This window comes from Ruegeria meonggei (assembly GCF_900172215.1).
GTDB classification, from domain to species: Bacteria; Pseudomonadota; Alphaproteobacteria; order Rhodobacterales; family Rhodobacteraceae; genus Ruegeria; species Ruegeria meonggei.
Map to the genome: position 1 here is coordinate 348803 of NZ_FWFP01000001.1, position 13515 is coordinate 362317.

The following is a 13515-nucleotide window of genomic DNA, read 5'->3' on the forward strand; positions in this document are numbered from 1 at the left end:
TCGTATTATTCACTCACCTTCCCGTGACGCCTCTTACAATGGGGTTGAGCCATGCGGCGCAAGCACACAATATTGGTTCCAACCCGATACGTAAGGACCTGACATGCCCACCGAACGCATTACTTTTGCCGGTCACGACGGCAACCAGTTGGCTGCGCGCCTTGACTTGCCCGATGGGCCGGTACTGGCGACAGCGCTGTTTGCGCATTGTTTTACCTGCTCAAAAGACATCCCGGCCGCCCGCCGTATTGCGGCCCGGTTGACCACAATGGGTATCGCCGTCCTGCGGTTTGATTTCACCGGTCTGGGGCACTCAGGTGGAGAGTTTGCCAACACAACCTTCACCTCGAATATCGAAGACCTGCTGGCAGCGTCGCACTACCTGGCTGGGCGAAACATGGCGCCTGCCCTTTTGATCGGGCATTCCCTGGGCGGGGCCGCCGTTTTGCGCGCGCGCGCCGGAATTCCCAGCGTCAAGGCAGTAGTCACTCTGGGTGCGCCCGCCGATCCCGGCCATGTCGCCCATCACTTTGAGGCCGCGATGACCCAGATTCAACAGGAAGGCTCGGCCGAGGTCACGCTGGGCGGTCGTCCCTTCCGGATAGGCAAAGCCTTTGTTGATGACATTTCGGAAACCGCGTTGACGCCCGCGATTGCCGACCTAAAGGCGGCGCTGCTGATCCTGCACGCACCAAGGGATGAAACCGTCAGCATCGATAATGCCAGTACTATCTTTCTGGCCGCCAAACACCCCAAAAGTTTTGTGACGCTGGATGATGCCGATCATCTGATCACCCGTGCCTCGGACGCCGATTACGCGGCCGACGTGATATCGGCCTGGGTTTCGCGTTATGTCACGCTGAACCCACCTGCCCCGCCTCCGGGCGCGCCCGAAGGGGTTGTGCGCGTGACCGAGGCTGATCCCGATGGGTTCCAGCAGGATATTCAATCCGGACCCCGGCACCACGCTGTGGCCGACGAACCGGCCTCGTACGGTGGAACTGATCGGGGTATGTCTCCTTATGGCTTTGTGTCTTCCGGTCTGGGGGCCTGCACTTCGATGACAATCCGCATGTACGCGCGGCGGAAAAAATGGCCGCTGACCAGCGTCACCGTTGATGTGTGCCACGACAAGGTCCACGCGCAGGACGCGGGCCTGGCCGGGGACGGCAAGGTCGATCAGTTTCGGCGCAAGATTCGCCTTGAGGGCCCGTTGGATCACGAACAACGCGCCCGATTGCTTGAAATAGCGGATAAATGCCCTGTCCACCGCACACTGGAAGGGTCAGCCCGCATTACCACGGAATTGCTGACCTGACACTTTAGGCACCCGCCCCCGTTCAGCGCCTGCGCGGCGCCGGACGGTGAATGGGTGGTCTGGCCGAAGGCGGGCGTGCCACCGGCGGACGCGGACGCGCGGGTGGTTTCCCAACAGGTGGGTTCGGCCTGTTTGGGGGTCTTCCTTCGGGTGGACGCGGGCGATTTGGCCGGTCCACATCGATATCCACGTCGACATCGTGATAGTAATCATTCCACAGCATCGAGTCGTAGAACGGGTCATAGCCATAGCCCACACCAACCGTGACTCCATCACAGGCCGACAATGTCAGGCTTGCAGCCCCAAGGCCCAAAGCCAGGATCGCGCGTTTAAAAAATCTGCGGGTCATGTGCGCTCTCCTCACTGCAGGGCCCGGAACGACGCGAACACGGCGTTCAGGTCTTCGACATATGCCGGATCAGCACCCTCGCGCAGGATCGTCACCACAACGGCGATGCGCCCTTTGGGCAGGTCAATCACAGCTGCGGTAAAATTCACGCCACGCCCGTCCCGATTGCCCGTGCCCCGAATGACATGGGCGGGTAATCCGCCGATGCGGGTGCGGCTAGTGTCCGAAACGGTCGGGTTCTTGACCAGAAACTTGTCCACGTCCTCGAGATATCTGAGACCGTCTTCTATCGAACGTATTCCGCTGGGTGAAACGAACCCCATCCAGACATTATCATCGGTTACCGGACGCACGCCCATGACTCGCGCAACAGCGCGCGGATCGCCCAGATCAGTGTCCTCAATCTCGCGCGGGCCACCGGTGCGCAATGTCCAGAAATCGGGAACAGCAAAGGAGAACAACCCACGCCCCTGGTCGGTGTAAGTAACCGGCGTCTCGGCCGATAAAGGGCTGGCCGTCAGCCACATCGCTGTGCAGATCGGCAACGCGGAACTCAAAAGAATACGCATATCTCAATAACCTGTTTTGTCTGAGGGTTCAGCTTGAACCGCAGCGGCAGGAATTGTCCAGTATCTCGTTACCCCGGCAACAAAAAAACCCGCGCCCGGAAACCTCCGGACGCGGGTGTATTTTTTGTTTATTTGCCGGAAATCAGCTGCGGGCGTTGCCCACCAGTTTCCACAGGCCGGGGATCAACAGCGCAGCCAGCGCCAGCTTGATCACATCACCAACCAGGAACGGTGTCAGACCCCATTCCAGGATCGGCTGGTCCCATCCGTACAGCTGACCCAGCCACAGCAGGCCAGGCACGTAGATCAGCACGTTGGCCAGCACCAGTGCCAGCGTCATCTTGCCAACTGAGCGGTCCCAGCCGCGTGCGGCCAGCGCACCCAAGGCCAACACAGCCAGCACATAGCCGACCAGATATCCACCGGTGCCGCCCATCATGTAAGTCAGGCCAAATTTTTCCGCCGATGATCCTGCGAAGACATCAAAGCCCAGCGCACCGATCAGCAGGTAGCCCATCATGGTGACCAGACCCAGACGCGCGCCATAGGCGGTGCCGATGGTTAGAACGGCAAAGGTTCCCATCGTGATCGGAACCGGCCACATTGGCACTTTGATTTTTGCGGCGATTGCCAGGGCAACGATGCCCAGCACGACCAGAACAACCTGTTTGACGCGGAGTGCTGTCCCCTCACGCGGGCCAAATGCGTTGGCCAGTACGTTTGCATTCATGTGTTTTCTCCCTTAGCGGACCGAGATTCTGCGACAGGAATGCCCTGCCAGCGCCGCATCTGCAAGATGATTACGCTATCGCAGCATGTATTCGGTGTCCATTTCGTACGATTTTCGGGGTCCTGCTACATTCCAGCGCACGCTCCAGCGCGGCCAGGCAGTGAAATCATAAACTGCATCATAGCTGTCAGGCGGGCAATCATGGTGATCAGACACCCGTGGCGCACCCAACCTGAGCGCATGAAAGTAGCGGCCATCGTCGAAATGAACCGCCACGTGATCCGCACCATCGCGCCATTGATACCTGCGGGTACCTTTCATCTCGGGTTGGCCGGGAATGCGCAGCGTCACCTCTTCCTCATAGATCAGCCCGTCCGCACCTCGGTGCAGATGCGCCACACCTTCGGCCTGCACCACCTGCCCGGCCCGCGCATCGCGGATGGTGCGCGTCAATGCCCAGTGGCCTTCGAAATCAGCAAGGCTAGTGGGCAAATTCATTCGGCGTAGGTCCCGTCTGTGGCACCACCGCTCTCATCAACAAACCGGATCACATCCCCGCTTTGCAGCACGTCATAACAAGCCCACAGATCAGATGGCGGCCAAACCGAGCAATATTGGCCATTGCGCACCGCCCAACGACCCGCGCTGGGACGGCCCGAGAAATACTGCGTTCCCATCGCGCCATCGAATGTCTGCCAGATGCCGTCGCCATATCCCAGCTTCTTGCCGACCAGTGCAGACAGAATCTCGTCCCCGCTCAGCCGCTGGAAACCTTCCGCGGCCAAAACCCCGGGCCAGAGGGCTAAAATCAGGGCAAACCGTCTCATACCTGCACTCGCGCCTTGTTCCCTTGTGCGGGTGCGTTTAAACCCCGCGCCAACGCCTCATCCCAATCATAAAAAGGTGCCGCTGCCAATGATTCCACGTTACTCCCGCCCCGATATGGTCGCCATCTGGTCGCCCGAGACCAAGTTCCGCATCTGGTACGAGATCGAGGCCCATGCCTGCGATGCCATGGCTGATCTGGGCGTGATCCCGCGTGAAAACGCCGAGGCCGTGTGGAAAGCCAAGGATGTAGAGTTCGACGTGGGCCGCATTGACGAGATCGAGGCCGTCACCAAGCATGACGTCATCGCCTTTCTCACCCATCTGGCCGAGCATGTCGGCAGCGACGAGGCGCGGTTTGTGCATCAGGGCATGACCAGTTCGGACGTGTTGGACACCTGCTTTAACGTGCAGCTGACCCGCGCCGCCGATATCCTGATCGCTGATCTCGAAGGTCTGCTGGCCGCGCTCAAGCGCCGCGCGATCGAACATAAGGACACCGTCCGCATCGGCCGCAGCCACGGTATCCACGCCGAGCCAACAACCATGGGCCTGACCTTCGCCCGTTTCTACGCCGAGATGGACCGCAACCTGTCCCGTATGCGCGATGCTCGGGCCGAGATTGCCACCGGCGCGATCAGCGGTGCAGTCGGCACTTTCGCCAATATCGACCCCCGGGTAGAAGACCATGTCTGCGACAAACTGGGCCTGGTGCCCGAGCCGATCAGCACACAGGTCATCCCACGGGACCGTCACGCTGCGTTCTTTGCCACGTTGGGCGTGATCGCCAGCAGCATCGAAAACATCGCCACCGAAGTTCGCCACATGCAGCGGACCGAGGTTCTGGAGGCCGAGGAGTTTTTCTCAAAAGGCCAAAAAGGATCGTCGGCCATGCCGCACAAACGCAACCCGGTACTGACGGAAAACCTGACTGGTCTTGCCCGTCTGGTCCGTATGGCCGTGGTGCCTGCGATGGAAAACGTGGCGCTCTGGCATGAGCGCGACATCTCTCATTCGTCCGTGGAACGCAACATCGGTCCCGACACAACCATTACGTTGGACTTTGCCCTGTCTCGCCTGACCGGCGTGATCGACAAGCTGGTAGTCTACCCTGAAAACATGCTGGCCAACATGAACAAGTTCCGCGGTCTAGTGATGAGCCAACGCGTGCTGCTGGCCCTGACCCAGGCCGGTGTCAGCCGAGAAGACGCCTATCGTCTGGTGCAGCGCAACGCGATGAAGGTCTGGGAAGAAGGCAAGGACTTCAAAACCGAACTTTTGGGCGATCCAGATGTAACCGCCGCCCTTGGCGTCGAAGAAATCGAGGAAAAGTTTGACCTCGGCTATCACACCAAGCATGTCGACACGATTTTCGCCCGCGTGTTTGGCGAATAAATCCAGACCTATCAAACGGTTCAGCAGGCTCGGGCGCGCGCGACGCGACCCGGGCCTTGTTGTTTTTGCCAGGCCGGTCGAAATCGGGTATGGTTGCGGAGTATTTCCGAACAGGAGAAACACTATGATCCGTACACTCATCTGCGCCCTGGCCTTTGGTTGCTGTGCCTCGGTTGCGCTGGCCTGTAGCGGCCATTCCAAGCAAACCCAATCCTGCGCGCCTGGCAGTTCTTGGGACGCTGAAAGCCAAAGCTGCACTGAAATCATCAACAGCTAAGAATTTTCTTTCCTACTTGTGAATAAAAGCGAGCCCGCGATTGTTAGCTTTTTAGAAGATCACGCTATGCTTGATCAGAGCAGCCCAGTGAACGGAGTAGGAAAATGCGTCTCGTACTAGCTTCTGCAATCGCCATTCAGGCCTTTGCCTTTGCCCCAGCCTTGCACGCCGCGGGTGGTGGTGGTGCCAACCCGCCCAAGCCGACAAACACAACAAAGAAATGCCTGTTCGGTCGTGTCTATGACAAGGATCGCGGACGCTGTGTGAAACCAGACAAAACCAACTTTACCCAAGATGAGCTTTATAGTGCCGTGCGCGAACTTGCCTATGACGGGCAGTTCGAAAACGCACAGGACGTTCTGCGGGTTATGGATCAGAGTGACGACCGCGTGCTGACCTATTGGGGGTTTACGTACCGCAAGATGGGCGAACTGGAACTGGCGAACGTTTTCTACGAGAACGCGATCAAGGCTAACCCGGACAATATTCTGGCCCGTTCGTACATGGCGCAAGGTTTTGTCGCTGAAGGACGCACCGATCTGGCCATCGAACAGTGGCGCGAAATCAAAGCGCGTGGCGGGGACGGCACTTGGGCCGAAGCCTCGCTGCGCGAGGCGATACGCACCGGGCTGACTTATAGTTACTAGGCTTCAGTCTTTCTTTACCCGACTCTCTGTAATCTGCCTGTGGAACAGAACTTTGGCACCGCAGGCAGATGCAGGACACAAACACTTTGACACAGGTTGCGTCTGGCGCAGCCACCCCAGCCGCAGAACAGACTGGCGACGCGTCCCGTGTTGTCGCGCGTTCGCTAAGTAATCGGCAAAAGGCCGCTGTAGTTGTTCGGCTTCTGCTGAATGAGGGCGCCGATATACCGCTGGAAGAACTTCCCGATGCGCTGCAGGAAAAGCTGACCCATCAGCTAGGCGAAATGGGCCTTGTGGATCGGGTGACACTGGATTCGGTCGCGCAGGAGTTCGCCGAGGCGCTGGACAGCGTCGGCCTGTCCTTCCCCCATGGTTTGGCCGGGGCGCTGGATGCGGTAGACGGCAAGATCGCCCCGGCAACGGCGGCGCGGCTGCGCAAAGTTGCAGGCGTGCGGCAGATCGGAGATCCCTGGCAGCGTTTGCGTGAAATCTCGACCGAAGATCTGGCCGCAATGGCGCAGGCGGAAAGCACCGAGATCGCCGCGGTGATGCTGTCCAAACTGGAAACCGCCAAGGCCGCGCAATTGTTGGGTCACCTGCCCGGCCCGATTGCGCGCCGGATCACCTATGCTGTGTCGAAAACCGCTAATGTTTCTCCCGAAGCGGTGGAACGCATCGGCTGGTCGCTGGCAGCACAACTGGATCAGCGCCCCTCACAAGCCTTTGCCGACGGGCCCGGTGCGCGCGTCGGGGCGATCCTGAACCAGTCAGCCGCGTCAACGCGGGACGGGTTGTTGGACGCGCTGGACGAAGAGGATTCGGATTTCGCCACCGTCGTGCATCAGTCGATTTTTACGTTCGCCCATATCCCCGCAAGGATCCAGCCCCGGGATGCACCTGCCATCCTGCGAGGCGTCGATCAGGCCGTTCTGGTTACAGCATTGGCTGGGGGAACCTCAGATGCGGATCGAACCGCCGCCGAGTTTCTGCTGGCCAACACGTCCGCGAGGATGGCCGAAAACCTACGTGAGGAGATCGCCGAACGCGGCAAGGTCAGGCAATCGGATGCCGAAGAGACAATGACTCAGGTCGTAGGCGCTGTTCGAACCCTGGTGGACGAAGGTGCGATCACCCTTGTCGAGGAAGACAGCGAAGACTAACCCGTATTGCTTAGGCAAGCGATCCATCGGAACGCTTGTGGTCGGGGAACACGCCTTGTATGTCTGACCCGGCAAATCGCAACAGCCGGTGAGACCAAATATGCCCGTCGAAAAGTCGGAACTAAGCCGCGGTGAGCTTAGAAAATACTATGTGACCGGTCTGTTTCTGAAAGGTGTGATTGGCGTAATGCGCTGGTTACCTTATGAACGGCGTGTTGCCACGATGGGGGCGATCGCGCGTGGCCTCGCCCCTTTGGTTGGGTTCACCAAACGGGTGCGCAGCAATCTCAAGCTTACCTGCCCTGACCTTTCCGAGGATGAAATCAAGCGCATCTGTCGCGCCGTTCCCGACAATGCGGGTCGCGCGATAATGGAGCATTTTTCGCCAGAGGGATTCTCTGAACGCCAGAGAAACGCCAATATCTCGGGCCCGGGTCTTGCGGCCTTTGACGCTGCGCTGGCCGAAGGCCGCCCGGTCATGATGATTACTGCCCACTTTGGCCACTACCTGGCGGCGCGCATTGCGCTACAGGCCCATAGCGGCCAGCCCATTGGCTGCCTGTATCGACGCATGGCAAACCCTTACTTCAATGACATGTATGTCGATGCCTTCTATAAAACCGGCGCACCTATGTTCGAACAAGGCCGGCGTGGAATGGTCGAAATGGTCCGGTCGCTGAAGAAAAGCGGCATCATCGCCATCGTTTCTGACCTTCACGCCCATGGCGGCGAAGAGTTGATGTTCTTCGGCAAACCCGCCGTGACCTCGGTGTTGAACGCCGAACTCGCGATGAAATACAACGCGGTGCTGATCCCCTGCTATGCGGTGCGACAGCCCAACGGCATCGACTTTGAAATCGTGCTGCACGACCCGGTGCCGCATACGGATCCCAAGACCATGACCCAGTTCACCAATGACGACCTCGAGGCCGTGGTCCGCCAACATATGGGTCAATGGTTTTGGATTCACCGGCGCTGGAAAGCTTGGAACGGATTGGGTGTGCAGCCCGAGGATATGCCCTGACTACTTGACGTGCGCGGCGGCCACGATCGGGCCATGCCCGGCCTGCTGCACCAAGACGACGGCTGGCAGTTCCGAGGTCAGCACTGCAGAAAATTGTTGCGGTGCAGCCCCGTCCCACTGCCCCGCCATCAGCCAGGATTCCACAACATTTGCATAGTCTAGCTCGTGCCCCGCCAGCTCACCCCGGCGGATCGAGGCATGGCGCATCGGAGAATACTGCACCACCCGCACATCGTAGATCTCGCCTTCGGGCAATTCGACCGGGGTCACGTCAACCGTCACATCACCGCCTGACCTGCTCGCTTTAACCGATGCTTGCGGCAACGCCTTGAGATGCGCGTCAATCAAACGATCAAGGTCGCGCGCTTGTGCGCCAACAACGTCTTGCTGACCGTTCACAACCATCTGAGGGGTATAGATCATCGACCGCCCACCCTGACGCGCATAAGTGCGCTGGCGCAAAGTGTGATCAGGGTCGGCATACGCGTCTTTCCAACCGATGTAGTCCCAGTAATCCACATGCAAGGCCAGGCCGATCACGTCTTCGCGCTTTACCAGATCATGCAGGATCCGGTCTGCTGGCGGGCAGGACGAACACCCTTGCGAGGTAAAAAGCTCAACCACCACCGGACCGCTATCCGCCACAGCTGATGAAGCGAAAAAAACGGTAAGCGCTGTCGCGATTGCGGTCGGTTTGAACATAGTTACCTCAGTCTGATGGGTTTTTCGCCGGATGCCCAAATGGTCTAAACCGATTGTCGCTCAACCTCCAATCAACGTTTCTTGAGACCGGGCAGACCCTCAAACCCAAAAATGTGTGCAATGGTATACAAAAATTGCCGCACCTGGCGTCTTGGACCTTGAACCGAACGCTCTGGTGATGCAGAAGGCACCCAGCGAACCCCTAAATCCACGTCATTTGAGAGGGAGGCCACAGATGCCCATCAAAGTCGGACAGGATACCGCCAAGACACGCCGCAGCCTGAGCGTGAATGGCAAGTCCATTTCCTATTACTCGATCCCCGCCGCGCAAGAAGCCGGCCTGGGTGATTTCTCGAAACTGCCTGCCGCTTTGAAAGTAGTGTTGGAAAACATGCTTCGGTTCGAAGATGACGGTTTCTCGGTCTCGGTTGACGATATCAAGGCGTTTGCCGAATGGGGTGCCAAAGGTGGTAAGAACCCGCGCGAGATCGCCTATCGCCCTGCCCGCGTTCTGATGCAGGACTTCACCGGTGTTCCCGCCGTAGTCGATCTGGCAGCCATGCGCGACGGCATCAACGGCCTGGGTGGTGACGCTCAAAAGATCAACCCGCTGAACCCGGTTGATCTGGTCATCGACCACTCGGTCATGATTGACGAGTTCGGCAACCCGCGCGCGTTCCAGATGAACGTGGATCGTGAATACGAGCGGAACATGGAACGCTATCAGTTCCTGAAATGGGGCCAGAACGCATTCAACAATTTCCGCGTTGTCCCCCCCGGAACTGGCATCTGCCATCAGGTAAACCTGGAATATCTGGCTCAAACCGTCTGGACCGATACGGACCAGAACGGGGATGAGGTCGCCTATCCCGACACGCTGGTCGGCACCGACAGCCACACCACCATGGTCAACGGTATGGCCGTTCTGGGCTGGGGTGTTGGCGGGATTGAGGCCGAAGCCGCGATGCTGGGTCAGCCGATTTCGATGCTGATCCCCGAGGTTGTGGGCTTTGAGCTGACAGGCGCCTTGCTCGAAGGCACCACCGGCACCGATCTGGTTCTGAAGGTCGTGGAAATGCTGCGCGAAAAAGGCGTTGTCGGCAAATTCGTCGAATTCTACGGCGAAGGTCTGGATCGTCTGCCGCTGGCCGATCGCGCAACCATTGCCAACATGGCACCGGAATACGGCGCGACCTGCGGCTTTTTCCCGATCGACGGCGAAACGCTGCGCTACATGCGCAACACCGGGCGCGACGAGGATCGTATCGCGCTGGTCGAAGCCTATGCCAAGGAAAACGGCTTTTGGCGCGGCGCGGACTATGCGCCAGTCTACACCGACACCCTGTCGCTGGACATGGGCACCATCGTGCCCGCGATCTCAGGCCCCAAACGCCCACAGGATTACGTTGCGCTGACGGACGCCAAGACCGCTTTCACCAAAGAGATGGAAGAGACGTTCAAGCGTCCCATGGGCAAGGAAGTCGCGGTCAAAGGCGAAGATTACACCATGGAATCGGGCAAGGTCGTGATCGCCTCGATCACTTCCTGCACCAACACATCCAACCCCTACGTGATGATCGGCGCGGGTCTGGTGGCGCGCAAAGCCGCTGCTCTGGGCTTGAACCGTAAGCCCTGGGTGAAAACCTCGCTGGCACCAGGGTCGCAAGTCGTCTCTGCCTATCTTGAGGCCGCTGGCCTGCAGGAAGATCTGGACAAGATCGGCTTTAACCTTGTGGGTTACGGCTGCACCACCTGTATCGGCAACTCGGGTCCCATTCAGGCCGAGCTGTCCGAAGCAATTGCCGAAGGCGATCTGGTTGCCACCTCGGTTCTTTCGGGTAACCGGAACTTCGAAGGCCGCATCTCACCTGATGTGCGCGCCAACTATCTGGCCTCACCGCCGCTGGTCGTGGTTTATGCGCTGGCTGGTACGCTGGATATCGACCTGACTTCGGAACCGATCGGTCAGGACAAGGACGGCAACGATGTCTACATGAAAGATATCTGGCCCACGACACAGGAAGTTGCCGAGCTGGTCGAACAGACCGTAACCCGCGAAGCGTTCCAGTCGAAATATGCCGACGTCTTCAAGGGCGACAAGAAATGGCAAGAGGTCGAAGTTCCGCAGCAAGAGACCTATGATTGGCCACCGACCTCGACCTACATCCAGAACCCGCCCTATTTCCAAGGTATGGGGGCCGAGCCGGGCACTATCTCGAACATTGACGGCGCCAAGGTTCTGCTGATCCTGGGTGACATGATTACCACTGACCACATCTCGCCTGCGGGGTCGTTTGCAACGACAACTCCTGCCGGCCAGTATCTGATCGACCGTCAGGTGCAACCGCGTGAGTTCAACTCGTACGGATCGCGCCGTGGCAACCACGAGATCATGATGCGTGGCACATTCGCCAACATCCGCGTCAAGAACGAGATGCTGGATGGTGTTGAAGGCGGGTACACCAAGGGACCCGATGGTCAACAGACCTCGGTCTATGATGCGTCGATGGCTTATCAGGAACAGGGCACGCCGCTGGTCGTCTTTGGCGGCGAACAGTATGGTGCCGGGTCCTCGCGCGACTGGGCGGCCAAAGGTACGGCGCTGCTGGGCGTCAAAGCTGTGATCGCCGAAAGCTTTGAGCGCATCCACCGCTCGAACCTGGTTGGCATGGGTGTCATCCCGTTCGAATTTACCGGGGGTGACACGCGCAAATCACTGGGTCTGACAGGGGATGAGACCGTTTCGATCCATGGCCTGGACACAATCCAGCCACTGCAGGAAGTGCCATGCACGATTGTCTACGGTGACGGAACCGAAAAGACCATTACCCTGAAGTGCCGCATCGATACAGCGCCCGAGATAGAGTACATCGAAAACGGCGGCGTGCTGCACTACGTACTGCGGAATCTGGCCAAGGCTGGTTAAACACCTGTTGATAACAGAACGAAAAAGGACGCCTTCGGGCGTCCTTTTTTATGTTGCGAGGCGCCGCCTCGCGCTTCGGAGTATTTGTGAAAAGAAGAAGGAGAAGTGCCGTTAGTTTACGGCAGCTTCTTCCAATGCAGGACGGATCGTGCTTTCGATGACCCGCTGCGTGATCGGACCGGCAAAGCGTAGGATGATCGTACCTTCACCGTCGATCACATAGGTTTCCGGTACGCCGTAAACACCCCAATCCAAGCCCATACGGCCCTGTTCATCCCGTCCGATCCCATCATAGGGATCACCCAGTTCTGACAGGAAGGATTCGGCATTTTCCAACTGATCTTTGTAGTTGATGCCGTAGACTGGGATACCTTCGTCCGCCAAGGCCTGCAGGTTTGGATGCTCTACCCGGCAGGGCGCGCACCAGCTGGCCCAGTAGTTGACAAGCTTGACTTCGCCATCACGCAGTGTGTCGTCATCAAACCCAGGTTTTCCGGCAAATTCGGTCAAGACAATTGGCGGTGCGGACTGGCCTTCGCGGGCGGACGGCAATGTACTATCCGAACCACTTCGCAATTGCACCAATGCTGTTAAAGCGAAAACGCCGAAAATCAGGGGCGGCGCGATCATCAGAGGTGAGATCTTAGCCATTGCGCGTCATCCTTTGTTCGATCTTCTCCATCTCAGACCGGATTTTGCGCCCGCGCAGAATGCTGAACACAATCAGCGCCATCAGCAACCCGACAGAGGCCGCGTAGGACCACAGAACCGTGTCGGCGTATTTTCCAAGATCCGGCATCATCCGCTTACCCTCTCGCGCGCCAGCAGCGCCTTGATCCGCCGCACTCGGATTTCCGTTCCGGTGCGATACAAGACCAGCGCAATGAACAGCAGAACAAACCCGACGATGCACAGCATCAGTGGGTAGAAATAGATGTTGCTGACTTTTTCTTCCGTATCCGCTCCGGTCACGGCGGCGGTTCGCATCACCGACGCACCCTGATGCAGTCCCTGGTTCCAGAAATTCACCGCATAGCGGCTGAGGATCGCAAAGACCGATCCCACTAGACACAAGACCGAGGTCAGGTCAGCCGCGGTATCAGGGTCTTCGATCGCCTCCCACAAGGCAACGTAACCCAAATAGAACAGGAACAGGATCAGGAACGAGGTCAGGCGCGGATCCCAGGCCCACCAGGTGCCCCACATCGGTTGCCCCCAGATCGCGCCTGTTGCCAGTGCGATCAGCGTCATCACAATGCCAACCGGGGCCGCCGCACGCGCCGCCAGCGCGCTGACATGGTGGCGCCGGACCAACCACACCAGTGATGTCACCAGCATCATCAGCCAACAGTTGATGGCCATTAATGCCGCGGGCACATGCAGGTAAATGATCTTAACCGTCGATCCCTGTTTGTAGTCATCCGGCGTGAAAAAAAACCCCCACACTAAACCCACAACGATGCAGACCGCCGAAGCCATCCAGAAGAAAGGCATCACGCGTTCACTGGTCGAGAGGAACTTTCGCGGGTTGGCATATTCCCAGAGGGCGTTGGCTTTGGCTGCGATAGACATGAGCTTTATCTAATCCGAGTC

At 58.5% G+C, this 13515-nt stretch carries 16 protein-coding genes; 7 read left to right on the top strand and 9 right to left on the bottom strand.

The genetic code is table 11. The annotated features are described in order from the left end of the window. Positions 1 to 103: 103 nt before the first annotated feature. A complete protein-coding gene (locus RUM8411_RS01725; RefSeq protein WP_085820894.1) occupies positions 104 to 1318 on the top strand; it encodes a bifunctional alpha/beta hydrolase/OsmC family protein in 1215 nt (404 codons plus the stop codon). Between the two features lie 22 nt (positions 1319 to 1340). On the opposite strand, the gene RUM8411_RS01730 is transcribed toward RUM8411_RS01725, so the two are convergent. The 5 genes from RUM8411_RS01730 to RUM8411_RS01750 all read right to left on the bottom strand — a co-directional run bounded on the left by RUM8411_RS01730 (position 1341) and on the right by RUM8411_RS01750 (position 3793). After that, positions 1341 to 1667 carry a hypothetical protein gene (locus RUM8411_RS01730; protein WP_085820895.1) on the bottom strand — a complete coding sequence of 109 codons (327 nt, stop codon included), beginning with the start codon at positions 1665 to 1667 and terminating at the stop codon, positions 1341 to 1343. An 11-nt stretch (positions 1668 to 1678) separates the two neighbouring features. Then, positions 1679 to 2236, bottom strand: coding sequence for a hypothetical protein (locus RUM8411_RS01735; RefSeq protein WP_234995107.1), 558 nt, complete (start codon positions 2234 to 2236; stop codon positions 1679 to 1681). A gap of 142 nt (positions 2237 to 2378) precedes the next feature. After that, positions 2379 to 2966: a biotin transporter BioY gene (locus RUM8411_RS01740; RefSeq protein ID WP_085820896.1), complete on the bottom strand. Its 588-nt coding sequence runs from the start codon at positions 2964 to 2966 to the stop codon at positions 2379 to 2381. Positions 2967 to 3041: 75 nt separating this feature from the next. Continuing rightward, positions 3042 to 3464, bottom strand: a complete 423-nt coding sequence (locus tag RUM8411_RS01745; RefSeq protein ID WP_085820897.1) for a DUF6314 family protein — start codon at positions 3462 to 3464, stop codon at positions 3042 to 3044. Next, a complete protein-coding gene (locus RUM8411_RS01750) occupies positions 3461 to 3793 on the bottom strand; it encodes a hypothetical protein (RefSeq protein WP_085820898.1) in 333 nt (110 codons plus the stop codon). The genes RUM8411_RS01745 and RUM8411_RS01750 overlap by 4 nt, the downstream gene beginning before the upstream one ends. 88 nt (positions 3794 to 3881) lie before the next feature. Here RUM8411_RS01750 and purB point away from each other — a divergent pair, with 88 nt between their 5' ends. From purB to RUM8411_RS01770, 5 genes are all read left to right on the top strand, one after another. Then, on the top strand, positions 3882 to 5186 hold the full coding sequence (purB, locus tag RUM8411_RS01755; RefSeq protein ID WP_085820899.1) for an adenylosuccinate lyase: 1305 nt from the start codon (positions 3882 to 3884) through the stop codon (positions 5184 to 5186). 124 nt (positions 5187 to 5310) lie between these two features. Beyond that, complete coding sequence (locus RUM8411_RS22415) at positions 5311 to 5463, top strand: adenylosuccinate lyase (protein WP_143534802.1); 153 nt, start codon at positions 5311 to 5313, stop codon at positions 5461 to 5463. A gap of 104 nt (positions 5464 to 5567) precedes the next feature. Next, positions 5568 to 6110, top strand: a complete 543-nt coding sequence (locus tag RUM8411_RS01760) for a tetratricopeptide repeat protein (RefSeq protein ID WP_085820900.1) — start codon at positions 5568 to 5570, stop codon at positions 6108 to 6110. An 86-nt stretch (positions 6111 to 6196) separates the two neighbouring features. Then, complete coding sequence (locus RUM8411_RS01765; RefSeq protein ID WP_234995108.1) at positions 6197 to 7270, top strand: flagellar motor switch protein FliG; 1074 nt, start codon at positions 6197 to 6199, stop codon at positions 7268 to 7270. Between the two features lie 100 nt (positions 7271 to 7370). After that, a complete protein-coding gene (locus RUM8411_RS01770; RefSeq protein ID WP_085820902.1) occupies positions 7371 to 8294 on the top strand; it encodes a lysophospholipid acyltransferase family protein in 924 nt (307 codons plus the stop codon). On the opposite strand, the gene RUM8411_RS01775 is transcribed toward RUM8411_RS01770, so the two are convergent. Further along, positions 8295 to 8996 (bottom strand): DUF1223 domain-containing protein, encoded by a 702-nt coding sequence (locus RUM8411_RS01775; RefSeq protein WP_085820903.1) that lies wholly within the window; start codon positions 8994 to 8996, stop codon positions 8295 to 8297. 235 nt (positions 8997 to 9231) lie between these two features. Here RUM8411_RS01775 and acnA point away from each other — a divergent pair, with 235 nt between their 5' ends. Then, positions 9232 to 11922, top strand: a complete 2691-nt coding sequence (acnA, locus tag RUM8411_RS01780) for an aconitate hydratase AcnA (RefSeq protein WP_085820904.1) — start codon at positions 9232 to 9234, stop codon at positions 11920 to 11922. Positions 11923 to 12033: 111 nt separating this feature from the next. On the opposite strand, the gene RUM8411_RS01785 is transcribed toward acnA, so the two are convergent. From RUM8411_RS01785 to RUM8411_RS01795, 3 genes are read right to left on the bottom strand one after another with little or no spacing between them, the layout of a single operon-like run. Next, positions 12034 to 12573 carry a DsbE family thiol:disulfide interchange protein gene (locus RUM8411_RS01785; protein WP_085820905.1) on the bottom strand — a complete coding sequence of 180 codons (540 nt, stop codon included), beginning with the start codon at positions 12571 to 12573 and terminating at the stop codon, positions 12034 to 12036. After that, positions 12566 to 12724: a heme exporter protein CcmD gene (ccmD, locus tag RUM8411_RS01790; protein ID WP_200818522.1), complete on the bottom strand. Its 159-nt coding sequence runs from the start codon at positions 12722 to 12724 to the stop codon at positions 12566 to 12568. Before ccmD ends, RUM8411_RS01785 begins: the two co-directional genes overlap by 8 nt. Beyond that, the gene (locus RUM8411_RS01795; RefSeq protein WP_085820906.1) at positions 12721 to 13494 is read right to left on the bottom strand and encodes a heme ABC transporter permease; all 774 of its coding nucleotides are present in this window, start codon (positions 13492 to 13494) and stop codon (positions 12721 to 12723) included. Before RUM8411_RS01795 ends, ccmD begins: the two co-directional genes overlap by 4 nt. Positions 13495 to 13515 lie beyond the last annotated feature (21 nt).